Raw genomic sequence first — 23,319 nt, 5'->3', positions numbered from 1 at the left:
ATGACAACTCTTTTGATACTTATAGTTGTAGTTTTATTGGCAGTTGCCCTATGGCAGTTAACTAAAATATTTGACTTAACTCAAGTTGGTGGAAATGTGAATGACACACAGGTGGCAAACGATAACGATAACAAAGTTAACGGTTACTTGATGTTTGGTTTCTTAGGATTTATTTACCTAACAACAATCTATTGTCTTTTAAATTACAGCCATTTTCCTTTGATGAGTGATTCAGCTTCTGAACACGGTCCTGAAGTGGATAGGCTGATGATGATATCAATGGTTTTAATCTTTTTTGTTCAAACAGTAACACAAGCATTATTACATTATTTTGCTTTCAAATACAGAGGCAAGCAAGGACAAAAAGCACTTTATTTTGCGGATAACAACAAGTTAGAATTCATTTGGAGTATTATCCCGGCCATCGTTTTAGCAGGGTTAATTCTTTATGGATTATATGCTTGGACCAATATTATGTTTGTTGACGAAGAAGATGCTGATGACGCTATAGTTATTGAGCTTTATGCACAACAATTTAAATGGGAAGCAAGATACGCCGGAGCGGATAATGTTTTAGGGAAAGCTAATGTAAGATATATAGAAGGTGCAAACAACCTTGGAGTTGATTTATCTGATCCAAATGCTCAAGATGATTTTTCGTCTTCTGAATTGCATATTCCTAAAGGAACAAGAGTGATTTTCAAAATGCGTTCACAAGACGTTTTACACTCTGCCTACATGCCTCATTTTAGAGCACAAATGAACTGTGTTCCAGGGATGGTCACTGAATTTTCGTTTGTTCCAACTTTGACTACTGCCGAAATGAGAGATAAACCGGCAATGATTGAAAAAGTGTCAAATATCAATGCGATAAGAGCTAAGAAAAGTGAAAAATTAGTAGCAGAAGGACAATCAGCACTTGACCCATATACTTTTGATTACTTATTGTTATGTAATAAAATTTGTGGTGCTTCTCATTATAATATGCAAATGAAAATTGTAGTAGATACTCCGGAAGAATACAAAATCTGGTTAAAAGAGAATTCTGCTAAAACAATTGTTCAGGCAGTTAAAACAGCTGCTGCCGAAGCAAAAGCTTCCGATTCACCAGCAACAACAAAAGATTCTACCTCTTCTAACAGCAAAGACACTACAGTAGTTGCTCAAGCAGAAATGAAATAATTTATTTAAAACTTAAAAGTTACCTAATATGTCAGCAGAAGTTCACAATCACGACCACGGTCACGACGAACACGAACACCACCATAAAGATACGTTCATTACTAAATATATTTTTAGTATTGACCATAAAATGATATCTAAACAATATCTTATTACCGGTATCATCATGGGAGTTATTGGCGTTGGAATGTCAATGCTTTTCAGAATGCAATTGGCATGGCCAGAAGAGTCTTTTAAAATTTTCAGTTTCTTCCTTGGAGAAAGAATGGCTCCGGGTGGCGTGATGAATAATGAAACTTATCTTGCTTTAGTTACGATTCACGGAACCATCATGGTATTCTTTGTGTTAACCGCAGGGTTAAGTGGAACTTTTAGTAACTTATTGATTCCATTGCAAATTGGAGCAAGAGATATGGCCTCCGGATTCCTTAATATGGTTTCTTATTGGTTATTCTTCCTATCCAGTGTGGTAATGGTTATATCCTTATTTGTAGAATCCGGTCCGGCTTCTGCAGGTTGGACAATCTATCCGCCTTTAAGTGCTTTACCACAATCTATGTCAGGTTCTGGCGCCGGAATGACACTATGGTTAGTCTCTATGGCTATCTTTATCGCATCTTCTTTATTAGGATCTTTGAATTACATCGTTACGGTAATCAATTTAAGAACTAAAGGAATGTCAATGACCAGATTGCCACTGACTATTTGGGCTTTCTTTATCACAGCTATCATTGGAGTTATTTCATTCCCTGTTTTATTGTCAGCAGCATTAATGCTAATCATGGACAGAAGTTTTGGTACATCATTCTTCTTGTCTGATATTTATATAGCCGGAGAAGTTTTACATTACCAAGGGGGTTCACCGGTATTGTTCGAACACTTATTCTGGTTCTTAGGTCACCCTGAGGTATACATTGTATTATTGCCGGCATTAGGAATCACTTCTGAAGTTATAGCCACTAATGCTCGTAAACCAATCTTTGGTTACAGAGCGATGATCATGTCAATTATTGCTATTGCATTCTTATCAACCATCGTTTGGGGTCACCACATGTTTATCTCGGGAATGAATCCATTCCTTGGATCGGTATTTACGTTCACCACTTTATTGATTGCAATTCCGTCAGCGGTAAAAGCATTCAATTACATTACAACCTTATGGAAAGGTAACTTACAATTGAATCCTGCAATGCTGTTCTCTATTGGATTGGTTTCTACCTTCATTACTGGAGGTTTAACTGGAATCATTTTGGGAGATAGTACTTTGGATATTAACGTTCATGATACTTACTTTGTTGTAGCTCACTTCCACTTGGTAATGGGTATCTCTGCATTGTACGGAATGTTCGCCGGTATTTACCATTGGTTCCCTAAGATGTTCGGAAGAATGTTAAATAAAAACTTAGGGTATGTTCACTTCTGGGTAACAGCAGTGTGTGCATACGGAGTATTCTTCCCAATGCATTTCATCGGAATGGCCGGTTTGCCAAGAAGATATTACACCAACACTAATTTTCCATTGTTTGACGATTTACAAAACGTGAACGTGATTATTACTGTTTTTGCTCTAGTAGGTGGTGCTTTCCAGTTGGCGTTCTTATACAACTTCTTTAGCAGTATATTCTACGGTAAAAGAACAGTTCAAAACCCATGGAAATCTAACACTTTGGAATGGACAGCGCCAATCGAGCATATTCACGGCAACTGGCCTGGAGCAATTCCTGAAGTTCACAGATGGCCTTACGATTATAGCAAACCGGGTCATGAGGAAGATTTTGTTCCTCAAAATGTACCTATGAAACCAGGAGAAGAAGTATTGCATCATTAATTCTTACCCAAAATAATAAAAATGCCTTTCTTAATCGAAAGGCATTTTTTATTAGCAACCAACTTTGTTATATATTTGTGAGATGAACGAGAATTTAGATCCAACCAACAATAATTTTAACCCGGAAGAACTTGATTTAGAAAAAAAATTAAGGCCTTTAAGCTTTGATGATTTTACCGGTCAAGAACAAGTGTTAGATAACCTAAAAGTATTCGTTGAAGCCGCCAATCAAAGAGATGAAGCACTTGACCATACCCTTTTTCACGGACCGCCGGGTTTGGGAAAAACCACTTTGGCTAATATATTGGCCAATGAATTAGGAGTTGGGATTAAAATCACTTCCGGCCCCGTTTTAGATAAACCCGGAGATTTGGCTGGGTTACTTACGAATCTTGAAGAAAGAGACGTTTTGTTTATAGACGAGATCCATCGTTTAAGCCCAGTAGTGGAAGAGTATTTATATTCGGCCATGGAAGATTTCAAAATCGACATCATGATTGAATCCGGACCCAATGCCAGAACAGTACAAATCAATCTCAATTCTTTTACCCTAGTAGGAGCAACCACTCGTTCCGGATTATTAACGGCACCGATGCGAGCACGATTCGGAATCCAAAGTCGATTACAATATTACAACACCGAACTTTTGACGACTATTGTCCAACGAAGCTCAAGCATCTTAAAAATGCCGATAACCATGGAAGCTGCCATAGAAATCGCCGGTAGAAGCCGAGGAACACCTCGTATTGCCAATGCATTGTTACGACGAGTTAGAGATTTCGCCCAAATCAAAGGCAATGGAAAAATTGATATTGAAATCGCTCGATTTTCCCTAAAAGCATTACACGTTGATGCCCACGGGTTAGACGAAATGGACAATAAAATCTTAACAACCATCATCGAAAAATTCAAAGGCGGACCGGTGGGTTTATCTACTTTGGCTACAGCTGTTTCTGAAAGTGGCGAGACTATCGAAGAAGTATACGAGCCATTCTTAATCCAAGAGGGATTCATCATCAGAACACCGCGTGGTAGAGAAGTGACCGAGAAAGCTTTTAAACATTTAGGAAAAGTCAACACAAATATTCAAGGCGGACTTTTTTAGGGCATTCCCCTGCGGGTCGGGCTTTCCGCACTCGCTTTTTTTGCTGCACAAAAAAGAGCTCAAACAATCGCTCCAATCCCTAATGCAACATGAATTCCAACAAAGAAAAATATACCCATTTCATTAAAGCCGAAGCCAAACGACTTGGGTTTTTGTCTTGTGGGATTTCAAAAGCCGGTTTTTTGGAAGAAGAAGCCCCAAGATTAGAATACTGGTTGAAGCAAAATCATCAAGGAGAAATGAAGTATTTAGAAGACCATTTTGACATGCGTCTAAATCCAACCTTACTCGTTGATGGCGCCAAAAGCGTAATCTCTCTTCTATTGAATTATTATCCTCCGGAAAAACAAATTGAAGATTCTTATAAGATTGCAAAATATGCCTACGGTAAAGATTATCACAATGTCATCAAGAAAAAACTAAAAAAATTACTCAGAAGCATCCGTGCCGAAATTGGAGAAGTTCCCGGTCGTGCCTTTGTCGATTTTGCTCCCGTGATGGACAAAGCTTGGGCTGCCAAAAGCGGTTTGGGTTGGATAGGAAAAAGCAGTAACTTATTAACCCAACAAGTAGGCTCTTTTTATTTCATAGCCGAATTGATAGTCGATTTAGAATTAGACTATGACAATCCGGTTACCGATCATTGCGGAACTTGTACAGCTTGTATTGATGCCTGTCCGACTCAAGCCATAGTAGCGCCTTATGTGGTTGATGGAAGCAAATGTATTTCTTATTTCACTATTGAACTCAAAGAAAATCTCCCCATGGAAATGAAAGGAAAACTGGATGATTGGATGTTTGGTTGCGATGTTTGTCAAGACGTTTGTCCCTGGAATAAATTTTCAAAACCCCATAACGAACCCTTGTTCTCTCCTTATCCGGAACTTCTTTCTTATACCAAAAAAGATTGGGAAGAAATCACAGAAGATACTTTTGCCAAAGTCTTCCCCAATTCTCCACTAAAAAGAGCACAATGGGAAGGTGTTAAACGAAATATTAACTTTCTGAAGTAGATTCTCTTTCAATAATTTCGGTTTCCAATTCAATAGTTCTCGGATGAAATGAATGCAATTCTTTTTTTGTGTTAATCTCTTCCAACAATAGCTTAAAAGAGTGAACGCCCATTTCAAAACTAGGTTGGTCAACGGTACTCAATTTTGGCGTTATCACCTGCGACATAAACCAATTGCTAAAACCTATTACTTTTACTTGCTCAGGAATGTTGATTCCCACTTCATTAAAGTGAGCCAAAACACCTACGGCCACTAAATCAGTAATGACAAATATGCCATCCACATCAGGATGTTCAGCAGCTATTCGTTTTGCAAATTCAACACCTTCATCAAAGGTTACATTTTTACAAGTATAAACAAGTTTTGAATCAAAGGGAATATTGTTTTTATCCAAGGCTTTTTTGTAACCTAAAAATCGGTCAATCGCATTTTGAGGATTTACTGGTCCCCGAATGTGAGCAATTTTTCGACACCCTTTTTGAATCAAATGTTCGACCGCATTAAAAGCAGCTTTTTGATCGTTGATGATAACTTTGGAACACGGAATCAATTTGGAAATTTTGTCAAACATCACAAATGGAACTTCTTTGCGAAGGATTTCTTTGAGGTGTTCATCGTCGTTAGATTCATTGGAAAGCGACATGATAATGCCATCGACTCTTTTATTCATCAAAAGTTCGACTTGTTTTTTTTCCAGCTCCAAAGATTCATTGGATTGGAGTATAATGACCAGATACCCATTCTTCTCTGCTTCATCAATAATACCGTTAATTACATTAGAGAAAAAGTGATGCACTACTTCCGGAATAATCAATCCGATAGTTCGCGATTCTTTGGTTCTGAGGTTCACGGCAAAACTATTGGGCGTATAACTAAGAGACTGTGCTAAATCTAAAACTGCTTTCCTAGTTTTCGGGCTAACATCAGGGTAGTTCTTCAAAGCTTTAGACACCGTAGTAATAGATATTCCTAAGGTTTCAGCAATTTGTTTCAAAGTAATGTCTCTCATATAACAAATATCATAAAAAAATCCCAATCTTGTATCGAAAACGTTTTCGGTATTTTCGAAAACGTTTTCGGTGTTGATTTGCTAAAATTTTGTTAACTAAAAATATAATTTCGAAAAATAAACCAACAATAATTACTAATCAAACAAATTACAAATGATGAAAAAAAGTACTTTATTTTTGAAAAAGATGTTGTTTATAGTAGCATTAATGCTATGCAATCTTTCTTTTTCACAAAGCAGTAGCTTGTCAGGAAAAGTTACCGATGCTAAAGGCGAGACTGTTGTCGGTGCCAATGTGGTATTAAGTAACGGATCAAAATCTACTTCTACCAATGCTGAGGGTATTTACACCTTCTCAGGATTGACTGACGGTGCTGTAACCGTAACCGTTTCTTACATCGGTTTTGCCACCGAAAAGAAAACGGCTAACGTAAGTGGAAACACCACTTTGGATTTCCAACTACAAGATGATTCTAAAGTATTAGACGAAGTTGTGGTAACCGGTGTTGTTAATCCGAGAGCTAAAATCAAGTCAAGTGTTTCCATCACAACTTTAGATGTGAAACAAGTAGAACAGTCAGCACCAAGATCAACCGCTGAAATCTTCAGAACCATTCCGGGGATTCGCTCAGAGTCTTCAGGTGGTGAAGGAAATGCTAACATCTCCGTTCGCGGGGTGCCAATTTCTTCCGGTGGTTCTAAGTATTTACAAATTCAAGAAGATGGATTACCGGTATTGTTATACGGTGATATCGCTTTCGCAACTGCGGATATTTTCACAAGATTCGATAGAAATGTAGCCAAAATTGAAGCCATTCGAGGTGGTTCTGCGTCTACATTATCGTCTAATTCACCAGGTGGTATTATCAACTTTATCAGTAAAACCGGTAAAACAGAAGGCGGAAGTATGGTAACCAGTTTTGGTTTAGACTACAACGACTTCAGAACGGATTTAGAATATGGAGCCAGAATTGGAGACGGATTGTATTTCCATGCCGGAGGTTTTTACAGAACCGGTGAAGGAGTAAGAAGTCCGGGCTTTATAGCCAATAATGGTGGACAATTCAAAATGAATGTAACCAAAGAATTCGAAAGTGGGTCTGTTACGGTTTATGCGAAATTCTTAAATGACAGAGCTGCCGCATACATGCCAATGCCAATTCAAGTAACCGGAAGTAATGCCAATCCAAACTGGGAAAGCATCAGCGGATATGATGCCACTTCAGGAACACAACAATCTCCTTATTTGATGCACAATGTAGGCTTAGACGGAAATGGAAATGTAAGAAGAGGCAATGTAGGCGACGGGATGCACCCGGTTTCTAAAACCATCGGAGCTTCAGTTAACTTCGAATTGGCTGAAGGTTGGAAAGTAACTAACAATGGTCGTTTCTCTTCAAACAGCGGACAATTTATCACGCCATTCCCAGCTGAAGTTGCTTCTGCAGCAACAATTGCTAATTCTTTCGGTGCCGGTTCAACGTTAACTTATGCCAACGATGGTTCGGCTTTCAACACTCCAAACGGTTTAGTGTCAAGAATTCACATGTTTGATGTGGAGTTGAACAATTTCAACAACTTCATGAACGATTTAAGAATCACTAAGAAATTTGATAAAGTTGGGGTAACTGCCGGTTATTTCAAATCAATACAAAATATCTCAATGTCATGGTTGTGGAATTCCTACTTACAAGAAGTATCGGATAACAATCCAAGATTAATCAATGTAACTGACGCCGGTGGGAATTTACTTTCTGCCAACGGATTGTACGCCTACGGTGTTCCGTATTGGGGCAACTGCTGTACCAGAAACTATGATACACAATACAATGTTTCAGCACCATACGCTAACGTGTCTTTCGATGCTACTGATAAATTGTCTTTAGAAGGAGGAATTCGTTTTGATATGGGACAAGTAAATGGTTCTTTTGCAGGTTCTTCTCAAACTGTTTATGACATCAATAACGATAACGTAATTTCTGCACCTGAAACCAGCGTATCTGCGATCAATACAGCTAATACAACCGCTGTTGATTACGACTATGATTATGTGTCTTATACTTTAGGAGGTAATTATTTAATTGATACCAATCAATCTGTTTTTGCTCGTTACAGCAAAGGAGCTTCGGCTAAAGCTGACAGAATATTATTTTCGGGTTTAAATTACCTTGATGGAGACAGAATCAACTCTTTAGATTATTTAGCACAAGCGGAATTAGGATACAAAAGAAAATTCTCTAAAGGATATGTTTACGCAACATTATTTAGCTCAACGACTACCGAAGAAGGCGGATTCGAAGCTACTTCTAATAGCATAATTGAAAACGATTACCGTTCAATGGGTCTTGAGTTAGAGTCATCTTACAACGTAAATAATGATTTGAACTTACGAGGTGGATTTACTTATACCAAAGCTGAAGTTACTTCTGGAGCCAATAATGGTAACGAACCAAGAAGACAACCTAAAATGATGTACAACTTCATCCCAACATACAAATTCGGAAAAGCTAGCAATACATTAGGGTTAAGCTTCATTGGTCAAACCAAAGCTTATGCTCAAGACAGCAACGAATTGGTGATGAACGGATTTGTAATCGTAAACGGTTTCGTAGAAGTAGGCATCACTAAAGGCTTATCTTTAAACGTAGCCGGTAATAACTTATTCAACACTTTAGCCATCACGGAAGCCGAAGAAGGAAGCATCACAGCCAATACCACTAATATTGTTAGAGCAAGACCTTTACCGGGAAGATCACTTTCTATGGCATTGTCTTATAAGTTCTAAGAACAACCTTTTCATGTTTAATTTGAGTAATTCCTATACCATAGTTTTATGGTATGGGAATTATTTTTAACCAAAGATTTTTTATCTTTAAATACTTCTTAAAAGTTATTCCAATGAAAAAATCAGTCGTATTATTTTTTTTCTGTATGTTTTTTGCCAGCAATAATTTGTTGTCCCAAGAAACGCAGACCAAAACGGCAACAAAATCTGAAAACAAAATAATGATTGTTTACGGGAGCGACGAATGCCATCATTGTACAGATACCAAAAAATACCTTAAAGAAAATCATATCGAATTCGTGTTTTATGATATCGATAAAAATCAGGAGGCGTTGAAAGAAATGCTGTTTAAGTTAAAGCAAGCCAACATCAGTACCAATAATTTGTCCATTCCCGTAATCGATAAACAAGGGATGATTTTTACCAATAACATTCCCTTTGAAGAGTTCCTTCAGAAATTAAAGTAAATCATGAGCAAAAAAATAAACCTAAGCTTTTGGCAAATTTGGAACATGAATTTCGGTTTCTTCGGAATCCAATTCAGTTTTGGTTTGCAACAAAGCAATATGAGCGCCATTTATAAATATTTGGGTGCCGACGAAGGAAGTTTACCCATGCTATGGCTTGCCGGCCCAATTACAGGATTGATAGTTCAGCCTATAGTCGGAGCGATAAGTGACGGAACATGGTCTCCTAAATTCGGACGCAGAAAACCCTTTTTCTTGATTGGAGCTTTGATTTCCAGTATTGCATTATTGTTGATGCCTTACTCCAGTACACTTTTTATGGCGGCCAGTTTGCTCTGGATTTTAGATGCCGCTAACAACGTAGCGATGGAACCTTATCGTGCATTTGTTGCCGATAAATTAAACGACAAACAAATGTCGCTTGGCTTTTTAATGCAAAGTTTTTTTACCGGTTTCGGCATCACTTTAGCCAATTTTACACCGGCTATTTTAGTTTCCCTAGGCTTTTTAGCCATCACCGATAAAATGGAAAACGGCATTCCAACATACACCTATTGGGCCTTTTTCATTGGTGCTTTTGCTTCCATTTCTTCAGTATTGTTGTCAGTCATGACTACCAAGGAATATCCGCCAACAGAAGAAGAATTGGCCATAATTCAAGAAAAGAAAAAAGAAAATATCTTCAAAACAGTTTGGAACGATATAACCGAAGCCTTCCGTTCTATGCCCTTAACAATGAAGCAACTAATTCCGGTAAAGTTTTTTACTTGGTACGCCATGTTTTGTTATTGGCAATACATCACTTCGTCATTATCACTGTCATTATTTGGGACTACTGATCAAGCTTCGGAAGAATTTTCCAAAGCACAATTGCTAACCGGAAGTCTCAACGGTACATACAATATTATCTGCTTTATGGTCGCCTTTTTATTGGTACCATTAGCTTTAAAAATTGGGGCCAAAGGGGTTCATTTTATGGCTTTAACTTTAGGCGGAATTGGATTGTTGTCTATTCCGTTGCTTAACAATACCGATGTGTTGTTTGTGATGCACAATCCTTTTGGTGACAACATTCCCGTAACCACTATTTTCCTGTATTCATTTGGATTAGGGATTTCTTGGGCTTCAACGATGGCCATGCCTTACCAATTGCTGGCCGGCTCGATTCCCAAAGAAAAAACCGGAGTCTACATGGGGATTTTCAATATGTTCATTGTAATTCCAATGGCCATTCAAATCTTAACCATGCAATATTTTGTGTATGATTGGTTAGGTAATAATCCAATGAATGTAATTAAACTGGCAGGATTGTTTTTAATCATAGCCGGTGTTTTAACCCTCTTTATTACAATCAAAAATAAAAACCAAATCGTACAAAGTGAATAATATCGCCTATCATAAAGCCATTGATTTACTTCACGAGGTGGCTTCACCCAACGGTTTTTTAGCCAGTGCCGAAAACACAACCAATTACAAAAGAGTTTGGGCTCGAGACGGCGTGATTTGTGGTCTGGCTGCACTAGCTTCAGGAGATGAAAAATTGATTGCGACTTTTAAAAATACTTTGGACACTTTGGCTAAAAACCAACATCCCATTGGCACTATTCCTTCCAATGTTTTAATGACTGACGGAAAAAGCGAAGTGAGTTATGGCGGTTTAGCCGGAAGAGTGGATGCAGTGACTTGGTTTATCATAGGCGTTTGCCAATATGCATATTACAAATCTGATGCTGCTATTGTATCCGAATACAATTCCGAAATTGAAAAAGGTTTCGGACTATTAGAGGCATGGGAATTTAACAACAAACACCTTTTATACGTCCCGCTTTCCGGAAATTGGGCCGATGAATACATCACTGACGGTTATGTTTTATACGATCAGTTGTTGCGCATTTGGGCTTTAAAAAGCTATAATCATTTTGTGAAAAGTGAAGCCATCACCGAAAAAATCGAAAAAATAATCACCCAAATAGAAATCAATTTCATGCCCAATAGCCAAGGAGAAAAATACCATCCAAGAGCTCATGCTGAAGTCAGTTTTCAAGATTTCATGCCTTGTTCGTTCTCTCCTTCGGGCTACAAAACACAGTTTGACGCTTTTGCCGGTTCGTTGGTTTTATTGTTAAATATTGGTTCTGTGGAATCCCAAAGAAAGCTTTTAAATTATTCGGATATACTAGCTTCTGAAACACATTTAGGATTATTGCCTGCTTTTTGGCCACCTGTTTTTGAAAACGATGAACATTGGAACTTGCTCAAAAACAATTGCAAATATGAGTTTAGGAATTATCCTTACGAATTTCATAATGGAGGAAGTTGGCCAATGGTCAATGGTTTTTATGGAGTAGCACTTGTCTCAAAGGGAGAAAAGAAAAAGGCAACCACCATTTTAGAAAAAATAAATGAAGCTAATGGCATAGAAGATTTTTCATTTTTTGAAAATTTCAATACTCAAACCACAGAACCCAATGGCGTTTCACGTTGTGCTTGGAGTGCTGCAGCAGCAATTTTAGTACATCAATCATTACATCATAATTTTAAAATATTAGTTTAACTTGAAATCAATAGATATTATAAGCATAGGCGAAGTTCTGATAGATTTTATCGGCCATGAAGTCAATACATCAATCAATAGAACCAAAGATTACCATCGCTTTTTGGGCGGTTCACCAACGAATGTGGCCGTTAATGCTTCGCGATTAGGATTGAATGCCGTGTTGGTAGCTTCTTGTGGACAAGATGGTTTGGGGGATTATGTTATTAGAAAATTGAAAGCCAATAATGTCAACACAGCCTATATTGGAAAATCAGAATCAGTACCAACTTCTGTGATATTTGTTTCTAAATCAACAGAAACGCCCGATTTTATTCCATACCGTCAAGCTGATTGCGAAATTTTTGAAAGTCAACTGCCTGATGAAGTCATCGCTGAAGCTAAAATATTTCATACCACTTGTTTTGCTTTAAGTAAAAATCCGGCAAGGCAAACTATTTTGAACCGAGCCAAAAGAGCCAAAGCATTAGGGCTGCAACTCAGTATCGATATCAATTTCTCTGAACGCATTTGGCCCGACCGAGAAGAAGCTAAAAAAGTACTTAAAGAATATTTGGCCAATGATCCGTTAGTGAAATTAAGCGAAGACGATTGTTACCGACTTTTTGCCGCGGTCAAATCAGAAGAATATATTTTTGACTATTTCCACAGTTTAGGGGCTTCGACTATCTGTTTGACCAAAGGAAAAAACGGTGTTGTGGTTTCGGATATTCATCAAGGATTGTTTTTTCAAAAAGCCATTCCAATAGAAGAAGTAAAAGACACTACCGGTGCCGGTGATGCTTTTTGGACCGGATTTTTATACGCCCAATTGCATCAAAAAAGTTTAGAAGCAACCATGACTGTGGCACAGAAGTTAGCAGCTATTAAACTACAAAATGTAGGCAGATTGCCCGACAATATCAATATCAAAGCATTAATCCAAGAATAATCGCCAACCGGAAATTAAGTTAGTTAGAATGCTTAAAAGCTGTAATGATAAATTACGGCTTTTTTGTTTAAGAGTTTGTGCAAAAAGAAACCTTTAAAAATTTCCTTTTTAAGTTGAGTCTTCTACCTTTGTAATTCTCAACCATAAAGAAAATGAACAAATACAGTAAGCGAAGAGAAGCACTTTTATACCACGCCAAACCAACGCCTGGGAAGATACAAGTAGTGCCTACCAAAAAATACGCAACCCAGAGAGATTTATCTCTGGCCTATTCACCGGGTGTGGCTGAACCTTGTTTGGAAATTGCCAAAGACGTAAACAACGTATATAAATATACCGCCAAAGGAAATTTGGTGGCCGTAATCACTAATGGAACTGCCGTTTTAGGTCTAGGCGATATCGGTCCGGAAGCTTCAAAACCTGTAATGGAAGGAAAAGCGTTACTCTTTAAAATCTTTGCCGGAATCGATGTTTTTGATATCGAAGTCGGGACTAAAGACATTGATGCGTTTGTTGAAACTGTAAAAAATATTGCGCCCACTTTTGGAGGGATCAATCTCGAAGATATTAAAGCACCGGAGTCATTTGAAATTGAAAGACGTTTGGTAGAAGAATTGAATATTCCGGTGATGCACGATGACCAACACGGAACAGCCATTATCTCATCGGCCGCGTTGTTGAATGCTTTGGAAATCGCCAAAAAGAAAACTATCGATGTGAAAATCGTTGTGTCAGGAGCCGGTTCTGCCGCTTTGGCGTGTGCCAATTTATATATTTTGTTAGGGGTAAAAGCCGAAAATATTATCATGTTTGATAAAGACGGAGTGCTTTCTTCAGAGCGTACGGATTTGTCCGATTTACAAAAAAGATATGCTCATGGAAAAGCAGGAACGACTTTAGCGGAAGCTTTAGTTGGTGCCGATGTTTTCCTCGGATTGTCTGCCGGAAATATCATGTCTGCCGAAATGCTTTTAGGCATGGCCAAAAATCCAATTGTATTCGCCATGGCCAACCCAATTCCGGAAATTGATTACGATTTAGCCATAGCCACACGAAAAGATATAATCATGGCCACAGGCCGTTCCGATCATCCTAATCAGGTGAATAATGTACTAGGTTTTCCCTATATTTTCCGTGGTGCTTTAGATGTTAGAGCGACCAAAATTAACGAAGAAATGAAAATGGCAGCGGTACACGCTTTGGCCGATTTGGCAAAAGAACCCGTGCCCGAACAAGTAAATATAGCCTATGGCGAAACCCGGTTGAATTTTGGAAAAGAATACATTATTCCAAAGCCTTTCGACCCAAGATTAATCACCCAAGTTGCACCGGCTGTGGCCAGAGCCGCCATGAATTCGGGCGTGGCTTTAAATCCGATTACCGATTGGGACAAATACGAAGAAGAGTTATTAGAGCGATTAGGTTCCGATAATAAAATGGTTCGCTTGTTAACTAATAGAGCCAAAACTGATCCAAAACGAGTAGTTTTTGCAGAAGCGGATCATTTAGATGTTTTAAAAGCAGCTCAAATTGCTTACGAGGAAGGCATCGCTCATCCAATTTTATTAGGAAACAAAGAATTGATTTTGGAACTCAAAGAAGAGCTTGGTTTTGATGCTGATGTGCCTATTTTTGATCCAAAAACAAAAGAAGAAGACAAACGTCGAATGAAATACGCTGAAATTTATTGGCAGTCAAGACAACGAAGAGGAATCTCGTTATTGGATGCTCAAAAATGGATGCGTGAGCGTAATTATTTTGCAGCCATGATGGTCAATGAAGGTGATGCCGATGCCATGGTTTCCGGTTATTCGAGAAGTTATCCGTCAACGGTGAAGCCTTTGATGCAGTTGATTGGAAAAGCACCGGGAATAACCTTGATTGCGACCACAAATATGATGATGACCAATCGTGGACCGATGTTTTTATCGGATACGGCGATTAACCCAAATCCAACAGCAGATGAGTTAGCAAAAATCGCTTTGATGACCGCCAAAACTGTTAGAATGTTCGGAATGGAACCGGTTATTGCTATGGTTTCGTTTTCTAATTTTGGTTCTTCCTCTCATGAAAGTGCTACCAAAGTGAGAGAAGCAGTTGCTTATTTACATAAATATTACCCGGATTTAATTGTTGATGGTGAAATCCAAACCGACTTTGCCTTGAATCCCGAAATGCTTAAAAATAAATTCCCTTTTTCTAAATTGGCCGGAAAAAAAGTAAATACCTTAATCTTCCCAAATTTAGAAGCAGCAAACATCAATTACAAACTCCTAAAAGAGTTGTATAAAGTGGATTCCATCGGACCGATTATGTTAGGGATGGAGAAAGCAGTGCATATTTTTCAATTGGGTGCGAGTGTCGAAGAAATGGTCAATATGGTTGCCGTTTCGGTGGTTGATGCCCAAGAAAAGGAGAAGAGAAAGAAGATGACGACCAAATAGTTTTTGTAATATTGTTCAGATATTGTAATGAGATGATGTCAGTTGAAGAATTTTGTTATATTTGGAATAGATTTCAATAAAATGATTGCACATATTCAAGGAAAATTAGTAGAAAAAACACCAACTGAAGTTGTGATTGACTGTAATGGTGTTGGTTACCATGTTAATATTTCTTTACATACATTTTCATTACTTCCTAATACTGACTTTATTAAATTATTCACCCATCTTCAAATCAAAGAAGATGCACATTCTTTGTTTGGCTTTGTTGAAAAATCGGAGAGAGAATTGTTTAAAATGTTGTTGTCTGTATCCGGTATTGGCGCCAGCATTGCCAGAACCATGTTATCGTCACTAGACCCGAAACAAATAATACAAGCCATAGGAAGTGGCGATGTTGGTACTATACAATCAATCAAAGGTATTGGGAGTAAAACAGCCCAAAGAGTAATCTTAGATTTGAAGGAAAAAGTGTTAAAAATCTACGACTTAGATGAAATTTCAATTGCTCAACACAATATTAATAGAGAAGAATCGTTATCTGCTTTGGAGGTTTTAGGTTATGTTAGGAAAAATGCAGAAAAAGTGGTGGATAAAATCATCAAGGAAAATCCTGAAGCCACTGTGGAAACTTTAATCAAACAAGCATTAAAAAATTTATAATTCTTGGAAACACTATACACTATTAAATTATTCTGTAACTTGAAAAAAATCCTCTTCGGAGCGATTTTGCTTATTGGAGCAAACGCATTTTCTCAAGTAACACCTACGCCTACTCCAGCCGCACAAGATTCAACAGGTTACAATATAGGAAGATTAGAAATTCAAAATCCAAGAAGTATTGTTAATTCTTATACTTATGATCCTGTAACCAATCGGTATATTTATTCAAGTACTTTTGAAGGTTTTAATATCAATTACCCACTTATTTTAACCCCAAAAGAATACCAAGAATTAGTCCTTCGCGAATCAATGCGAGACTATTTTAAGAAAAAATCAGACGCTATTGACGGTAAAAAAGAAGGCAGCGAAGCGGATAAAAAAGATTTATTACCAAGATATTATGTAAACTCCGGCTTCTTTGAAACTATTTTCGGAGGAAATACCATCGACGTAAAACCAACCGGTTCTGTCGAAATGGATTTAGGTGTTCGTTACACCAAGCAAGACAATCCGGCACTATCACCAAGAAACAGGGCACAAACTACGTTTGATTTTGACCAAAGAATCAGTATGAGTTTAATGGGAAAAGTAGGAACCCGTTTAAACGTAAATGCCAATTACGACACCGAATCGACTTTTGCTTTTCAAAACTTAATCAAACTAGAATACACGCCAACAGAAGACGATATCATTCAGAAAATTGAAGTCGGAAATGTTAGCATGCCGTTGACCAATTCATTAATCCGTGGTGCCCAAAGTTTGTTTGGAGTCAAAGCCCAATTGCAATTTGGTAAAACAACCGTAACCGGAGTTTTCTCTGAACAAAAATCTCAAACCAGATCAGTAACAGCACAAGGTGGCGGAACCATTCAAGATTTTGAAATTTTTGGCCTGGATTATGACGCCGACAGACACTTTTTCTTGTCACAATATTTCAGAAATAAATATGATGCTGCCTTGGTAGATTATCCTTTAATCAACAGTCGAGTTCAAATTACCCGTATTGAAGTTTGGGTAACCAACAGGCAAAACCGAGTTAGCACAACCAATAACAACCTGAGAAATATTATTGCACTTCAAGATTTAGGAGAAGCAAGATTGGCTGGTTTTGATGATAACTTGATAGTAGCATTGAATCAAACAGACATTGACAATAACTTTTTTACAGTGCCATTCCCAACAGATGATATTCCATCGGATAACAGTAACAATAAGTACGATCCGGCGCAAATTAGCGCAGGTACGGGTTTGTTAAACAACAACATCCGTGATATAGTAACCTCAAGTGCGGGATTCAATAACTTGGTATTAGTTGATGAAGGAACAGATTATTCTAAGTTAGAAAATGCCAGAAAATTAATGCCGAATGAGTTTACTTATCATCCGCAATTAGGGTATGTGTCTTTGCAACAACGATTGGCAAACGATGAAGTTTTAGCAGTCGCTTACCAATATACTATCGGGGATCAAGTCTATCAAGTTGGAGAATTTGGAACAGATGGTGTCGACGCCACAGTAGTTGACCAAACCGATCCGGACAATCAAACCGTGTCTTCCCAAAGTTTGATTTTAAAAATGCTGAAAAGTAATTTAACTAATGTTCAAAAACCAATTTGGAACTTGATGATGAAAAACATCTACCAAATTCCGGGCGCTTTCCAATTGGAGCAAGAAGATTTCAGATTGAATATTTTATATACTGACCCTTCACCAATTAACTATATCTCACCGGTACCGGGAACCACTTTTCCGCCAACAACCGATCCGGATATGTTAGTGGCAGAAACACCATTGATTAAAGTTTTTAACGTAGACCGACTAAACTATAACAACGACCCGCAAGCCGGAGGTGATGGTTTCTTTGATTTCTTGCCAGGATTAACAATTGACCAACAAAACGGAAGAATTATATTTACCACAGTGGAGCCTTTTGGTAAACATTTATTCGAAAAATTAAAAAATCCGGCTTCTGCCGAAGATTATTATGGTGACCCAAACAGTTCTATTGATTACAATCCAAATCAGCAGAAATATGTTTTCAAAAGCATGTATGCCAGTACCCAAGCTGGTGCTTTACAAGATGCAGAAAAGAATAAGTTCCAATTAAAAGGAAGGTTTAAATCAGCCGGTGGTGATGGAATTCCAATTGGTGCCTATAATGTACCAAGAGGTTCTGTTGTAGTTACAGCAGGAGGAAGATTGTTGCAAGAAGGTATTGACTATAGTGTGAATTACCAAGCCGGACGTGTTCAAATCTTAGATCCATCACTACAAGCCTCTAATACCCCTATCGAAGTTTCTGTGGAGAACAATGCTACTTTTGGCCAACAAACCAGAAGATTCATGGGAATCAATGTCGAGCACAAATTTTCTGATAAGTTATTAATTGGAGGTACCTTCATCAAAATGACCGAAAGACCATTTACTCAAAAATCAAATTATGGTCAAGAGTCTGTGAACAATAGTATTTTTGGGTTTAACGCCAACTATGCTACCGAAGTGCCATTTTTAACTCGTTTGGCCAATAAGTTACCCAACGTAGATACCGATGTGCCTTCCAATGTGTCACTAAGAGGTGAAATCGCATTTTTACAACCTGATACGCCTACAGCTGATCAGTTTCAAGGGGAAGCGACCGTTTATGTTGACGATTTTGAAGGCTCGCAAACCACTATTGACATGCGTTCTCCTTTGTCATGGAATTTATCCAGTGTTCCTAAATGGCAATCGGGGGTAGATTATCCTGACTTTGGTTCGGCCTTAGTTGGTTTAGATTATGGACACAAAAGAGCGAAATTAAATTGGTATACTATTGATCCAACTATATATGTTCAAACACCGGGAGAGATAGGTCAAGACGGAATTTCTTTAAACAGTACGCGTAGAATTTTCAGCCGAGAGTTATTCCCAAACTTAGAACTTAGTATCGGACAAACAACAGTTATCAATACCTTAGATTTAACCTATTATCCGCAAGAAAGAGGTCCTTACAACTATAATCCGGAAGCATTGAATCCATCCGGGTTTTTAAATCCAGAAGATAATTTCGGTGGAATTACCCGTGCTATTAATTCAACCAATTTTGAACAAAGTAATGTAGAGTACATCCAGTTTTGGGTTTTAGATCCTTATTATGACCCGGCGAATCCTTCTGCTGTTCCAAATCCTGCCAACGTGGGTCAATTGTATTTCAACTTAGGGGAAATCTCAGAAGATGTTTTGAAAGACGAGCGTAAACAATACGAAAATGGTTTGCCTTCCAACAGTGCTTCCCAATCTTTAACCAGTACAACCGTTTGGGGAAGAGTTCCTTCTTCTCAGTCGCTTATTTATGCTTTTGATGTTGATGGGGCTAACAGAGCCGCTCAAGATGTAGGTTTTGACGGAATCAATGACGACGCGGAAAGAAATTTATCCGGCATTGGTGGCTATACTACTTTAGATGACCCGGCGGCAGATAATTATCAATATTTCTTAAATGCAACCGGTCCAACGGTTTTTGAACGGTACAAAAATTTTAACGGCGTGGAAGGGAATTCACCCGTTGGTGTATCGGATACCAATAGAGGTTCAACAACACTTCCTGATGTAGAAGACATCAATCGTGACAATACAATGAACACCGTGAATGCTTATTATGAGTATAAAATTGATATACAGCCTAATATGCAAGTAGGTCAAAACTTTATTACAGATATAAGAGAGACACAGGTACCCGATTTACCAAACGGAACTACGACAAGCGCACGATGGTTACAATTTAAAATCCCGGTAGCGCAACCTACGACCACAGTAGGTAGTATTTCAGATTTCCGTTCTATCCGTTTTATGAGAATGTTCATGACCGGATTTACAGAACCGGTTACCTTGCGATTCGGAGCTTTAGACTTAGTTCGTGGTGAGTGGAGAAGATATGAACAAACCTTCCAGCCCGGAGATGACCCGGCCAATGATGATACTAACTTTGATGTTCTGGCAGTAAATATTCAGGAAAATGCCCAAAGATTACCAATTCCTTATGTAACACCTCCCGGCGTTGTTCGTGAAGAACTGCCAAACGGTGGACAACAAGTCATCAGTCAAAATGAGCAATCGTTGTCGTTGAGAGTGTCCGGTGATGGTTTAGAAGTGGGCGATTCTAGAGCCGTTTTCAAAAATGTGAATGTAGACATGCGTCAGTTCAACAAACTGAGAATGTTTTTACACGCAGAAGCATTGCCAACCGATACTTCGCCACTTTTAGACAATCAAATGGTAGCTTTTATCCGTTTCGGAAATGACTTTACCAATAACTTTTACCAAGTGGAAATTCCTTTGAAAGTCACAGTTCCTATAACCTCCGATCCTGAAATAATTTGGCCGGAAGAAAACGAAATCAATTTGGCGATGGCTCTATTGACCAAAATGAAAGTGCGTACCATAGGAAATACTGGTTTACCGACAGATCTTGAAGGGATTTACTATCCGGATGATGACTTGGCGTTGCCTAACGGTGATGATGATCCGGTATTAAAATTAGGGATTAAAGGAAATCCAAACTTTGGACTGGTAAGAACCTTAATGGTCGGAATTAAAAATAATCACACCGATGAAGTCAGAGGAGAAGTTTGGTTCAACGAGTTGCGAATAGCCGATATGAACAATAAAGGGGGTATGGCTGCCGTTTTAAATGTAGATGCTAATATGGCTGACTTTGCCAATGTTTCTGCTACCGGTAGAATGAGTACCATCGGTTTTGGCGCTTTGGAAGAAGGACCAAACGAACGAAGCAGAGAAGATGTACAACAATACAATATTGTAACTAACTTTAGTTTAGGTAAATTATTGCCAAAAAAATGGGGAATCAATTTACCCTTCAATTACGCAGTTGGAGAAGAAATCATTACACCGGAGTACGATCCGTTTAACCAAGATATTAGATTAGAGCAGTTGATTAATAACACCACGGATGCTGCCGAAAGAGACAACATCAGAGAAAGAGCTATTGATTATACTAAAAGAACAAGCATCAACTTTATCGGAGTAAAAAAAGAAAGAGCACCGGAACAAAAACAACGCATTTACGATCCCGAGAATTTAACGCTTTCTTACTCTTATAATGAAGTAGAAAAGCATAATTACGAAATCGAAAATTACATCGATCAACAAGTCAGTACTGCTGTTGATTATACTTATGCCTTCAAGCCAAAAACCATTGAACCATTCAAACAAAATAAGTTTTTCAAGAAAAGCAGTTATTGGAAAATGTTGAGTGATTTCAACTTGAATTATCTTCCAACGAATATATCGTTTAGTTCAAATATCATCCGACAATACAACAAACAACAGTTCAGACAAGTGGACGTTGAAGGAATTCCGATAGAACCATTATTCCGACGAAACTATATGTTCAATTACCAGTATGGTTTCAATTACAATTTGACCAAATCGTTGAAAATTAATTTCACAGCAGCCTCACACAATATCGTTCGCTCTTATTTAGATGAAGATAACGTTCCGGACAACAGTTACACCATTTGGACAGATTTTTGGAATATCGGTACACCTAACCAACACAACCAACAAATTGTACTTAACTATGATTTGCCATTGAATAAACTGCCGTTTTTATCTTTTGTAAAATCTACCTATTCTTATACGGGAGATTACAGTTGGCAACGTTCTTCTTTGGCATTGTCTTCTGTAACCTTAAACGGTCGAGAGTATGATTTAGGAAATACGATTCAAAATGCCGGTTCACACCGATTGAACACAGCATTCAACATGGAGTCTTTCTATAAATATATCGGATTGGGTAAAAAGCAAGCAGCGGCTCCTACAAAACCTTCGGCCTTGCCTAAACCCGGAGAAAAAATCGTCAACACCAGACCTCAAACAGCTTCCAATGATAACGTCTTTTTAAATGGTTTGAAAGGTGTCTTGACCAGTGTGAAAAATGTTCAAATCAACTATACAAGAAACGAAGGAACGATGCTTCCCGGATTTTTACCAAGTTTAGGGTTCTTTGGTTCGGCCAAACCTTCCTTAGGTTTTGTTTTCGGAGCCCAAGATGACGTTCGATACGAAGCGGCTAAAAGAGGTTGGTTGACTGTTTTTCCTGATTTTAACCAAAACTATACTCAAACCATTACCAAAACATTGGAAATGACTGCCAATATCGATTTGTTCCCTGATTTTAAAATCGATTTGACCGCTAACAGGACTTATGCCGATAACTATTCAGAGCAATATGATGTTGATGAAAATACCGGATTGTACAATTCACTTTCCCCTTACAATTTTGGAAATTTCTCTATTTCGACGGTAATGATTGCAACTTCTTTTGGAAAAAGCGATGAAAATGGTTCGGTGGCTTTTGATGATTTCAGAGACAATCGTTTGACTATTGCTGAAAGATTAGCGACTCAATACTATGGAACGACTGATTTTGGAAGATATGGTGTAGCGCCTAACGTAATACCAGATCAGACTTTAGAGCCTGAAAAATACGCATTCTATATTGCTAATCAAGGATATCCAATCGGTTTTGGAAAAAACAACCAGTCGGTTTTAATTCCGGCTTTCTTAGCCGCTTACACAGGCACTTCGGCTGACGGAGTTTCTTTAGGGATTTTCCGCAGTACGCCGATTCCGAACTGGAATGTGAAATACAGCGGATTAATGCGCTACAAATTCTTTAAAGACCGATTCAAAAGATTCTCTATCCAACATGCTTACAGGGCTTCATATACGATAAACTCTTTCCGTTCTAACTTTGATTATGATGAAAATCCGGGCGGACAATACAATGAATACGGAAACTTCCATAATAAAACTATCGTTGCTAATATCAACTTGGTGGAACAATTTAACCCTTTGGTTAGAATTGATTTTGAGATGAAAAACTCTTTCAAAGTTTTAGCCGAAATGAAAAAAGACCGAAGTCTTTCTATGAGTTTCGATAATAATTTGTTGACCGAAGTACAAGGACACGAATACATTATTGGATTAGGATACCGTTTCAAAGACGTAATTTTCTCTTCCCAATTGGCAGACAATCCAACCGGAATTATCAAAAGTGATATCAACGTGAAGGTAGATTTCTCCTATAGAAATAACAAAACGATTGTGCGTTATTTAGATTATGACAATAACCAATTAGGTGGTGGACAAAACATTTGGTCAGCCAAATTAACTGCTGATTATTCGTTTAGTAAAAACCTAACGGCGATTTTCTTCTATGACCATTCGTTCTCTAAACCGGTGATTTCAACCTCGTTTCCGCTGACCAATATCAGAACTGGATTTACAATGCGTTATAATTTTGGAAATTAATAAAGTTTTGAGCTAAAGATTTTA

At 38.1% G+C, this 23,319-nt stretch carries 13 protein-coding genes; 12 read left to right on the top strand and 1 reads right to left on the bottom strand.

Translation table 11 applies throughout. The features are described 5' to 3' along the window. The 4 genes from ICG50_RS00175 to queG all read left to right on the top strand — a co-directional run bounded on the left by ICG50_RS00175 (position 1) and on the right by queG (position 5,128). Positions 1-1,182: a cytochrome c oxidase subunit II gene (locus ICG50_RS00175; protein ID WP_187658900.1), complete on the top strand. Its 1,182-nt coding sequence runs from the start codon at positions 1-3 to the stop codon at positions 1,180-1,182. A 28-nt stretch (positions 1,183-1,210) separates the two neighbouring features. Beyond that, entirely contained in the window at positions 1,211-3,010 is a 1,800-nt protein-coding gene (locus ICG50_RS00170; RefSeq protein ID WP_187658899.1) for a cytochrome c oxidase subunit I, read from the top strand. 82 nt (positions 3,011-3,092) lie between these two features. Beyond that, complete coding sequence (gene ruvB, locus ICG50_RS00165; RefSeq protein ID WP_187658898.1) at positions 3,093-4,115, top strand: Holliday junction branch migration DNA helicase RuvB; 1,023 nt, start codon at positions 3,093-3,095, stop codon at positions 4,113-4,115. Positions 4,116-4,204: 89 nt separating this feature from the next. Further along, entirely contained in the window at positions 4,205-5,128 is a 924-nt protein-coding gene (gene queG, locus ICG50_RS00160; RefSeq protein ID WP_187658897.1) for a tRNA epoxyqueuosine(34) reductase QueG, read from the top strand. On the opposite strand, the gene ICG50_RS00155 is transcribed toward queG, so the two are convergent. Next, the gene (locus tag ICG50_RS00155; RefSeq protein ID WP_187658896.1) at positions 5,112-6,137 is read right to left on the bottom strand and encodes a LacI family DNA-binding transcriptional regulator; all 1,026 of its coding nucleotides are present in this window, start codon (positions 6,135-6,137) and stop codon (positions 5,112-5,114) included. The two genes, queG and ICG50_RS00155, sit on opposite strands and share 17 nt — an antisense overlap. Before the next feature lie 154 nt (positions 6,138-6,291). Between ICG50_RS00155 and ICG50_RS00150 the strand changes: the two genes are divergently transcribed. The 8 genes from ICG50_RS00150 (at position 6,292) to sov (ending at position 23,295) form a co-directional block, all read left to right on the top strand. Then, on the top strand, positions 6,292-8,922 hold the full coding sequence (locus tag ICG50_RS00150) for a TonB-dependent receptor domain-containing protein (RefSeq protein ID WP_246448704.1): 2,631 nt from the start codon (positions 6,292-6,294) through the stop codon (positions 8,920-8,922). Between the two features lie 113 nt (positions 8,923-9,035). Then, the gene (locus ICG50_RS00145; RefSeq protein WP_187658895.1) at positions 9,036-9,389 is read left to right on the top strand and encodes a glutaredoxin family protein; all 354 of its coding nucleotides are present in this window, start codon (positions 9,036-9,038) and stop codon (positions 9,387-9,389) included. Positions 9,390-9,392: 3 nt separating this feature from the next. Next, positions 9,393-10,775, top strand: a complete 1,383-nt coding sequence (locus ICG50_RS00140) for an MFS transporter (RefSeq protein WP_187658894.1) — start codon at positions 9,393-9,395, stop codon at positions 10,773-10,775. Further along, a complete protein-coding gene (locus tag ICG50_RS00135; RefSeq protein ID WP_187658893.1) occupies positions 10,768-11,943 on the top strand; it encodes a glucosidase family protein in 1,176 nt (391 codons plus the stop codon). Before ICG50_RS00140 ends, ICG50_RS00135 begins: the two co-directional genes overlap by 8 nt. Before the next feature lies 1 nt (position 11,944). Next, the gene (locus tag ICG50_RS00130; RefSeq protein ID WP_187658892.1) at positions 11,945-12,874 is read left to right on the top strand and encodes a carbohydrate kinase family protein; all 930 of its coding nucleotides are present in this window, start codon (positions 11,945-11,947) and stop codon (positions 12,872-12,874) included. Between the two features lie 152 nt (positions 12,875-13,026). Beyond that, positions 13,027-15,318: an NADP-dependent malic enzyme gene (locus tag ICG50_RS00125; RefSeq protein ID WP_187658891.1), complete on the top strand. Its 2,292-nt coding sequence runs from the start codon at positions 13,027-13,029 to the stop codon at positions 15,316-15,318. An 81-nt stretch (positions 15,319-15,399) separates the two neighbouring features. After that, entirely contained in the window at positions 15,400-15,981 is a 582-nt protein-coding gene (gene ruvA / locus ICG50_RS00120; protein ID WP_187658890.1) for a Holliday junction branch migration protein RuvA, read from the top strand. 39 nt (positions 15,982-16,020) lie between these two features. Continuing rightward, a complete protein-coding gene (gene sov, locus ICG50_RS00115; RefSeq protein WP_187658889.1) occupies positions 16,021-23,295 on the top strand; it encodes a T9SS outer membrane translocon Sov/SprA in 7,275 nt (2,424 codons plus the stop codon). Positions 23,296-23,319: the final 24 nt, after the last annotated feature.

This window comes from Flavobacterium buctense (assembly GCF_014486695.1).
Taxonomy (GTDB): domain Bacteria; phylum Bacteroidota; class Bacteroidia; order Flavobacteriales; family Flavobacteriaceae; genus Flavobacterium; species Flavobacterium buctense.
Note: the sequence above shows the minus strand (reverse complement) of the source record. Positions and strands in the feature narration are given on the sequence as shown.

Coding starts and splice junctions, on each gene's coding strand:
- ICG50_RS00175 (WP_187658900.1), top strand. CDS start 1: ATGACAACTCTTTTGATACTTATAGTTGTAGTTTTATTGGCAGTTGCC.
- ICG50_RS00140 (WP_187658894.1), top strand. CDS start 9,393: ATGAGCAAAAAAATAAACCTAAGCTTTTGGCAAATTTGGAACATGAAT.
- ICG50_RS00150 (WP_246448704.1), top strand. CDS start 6,292: ATGATGAAAAAAAGTACTTTATTTTTGAAAAAGATGTTGTTTATAGTA.
- ICG50_RS00170 (WP_187658899.1), top strand. CDS start 1,211: ATGTCAGCAGAAGTTCACAATCACGACCACGGTCACGACGAACACGAA.
- ICG50_RS00155 (WP_187658896.1), bottom strand. CDS start 6,137: ATGAGAGACATTACTTTGAAACAAATTGCTGAAACCTTAGGAATATCT.
- ICG50_RS00145 (WP_187658895.1), top strand. CDS start 9,036: ATGAAAAAATCAGTCGTATTATTTTTTTTCTGTATGTTTTTTGCCAGC.
- queG (WP_187658897.1), top strand. CDS start 4,205: ATGAATTCCAACAAAGAAAAATATACCCATTTCATTAAAGCCGAAGCC.
- ruvA (WP_187658890.1), top strand. CDS start 15,400: ATGATTGCACATATTCAAGGAAAATTAGTAGAAAAAACACCAACTGAA.
- ruvB (WP_187658898.1), top strand. CDS start 3,093: ATGAACGAGAATTTAGATCCAACCAACAATAATTTTAACCCGGAAGAA.
- ICG50_RS00125 (WP_187658891.1), top strand. CDS start 13,027: ATGAACAAATACAGTAAGCGAAGAGAAGCACTTTTATACCACGCCAAA.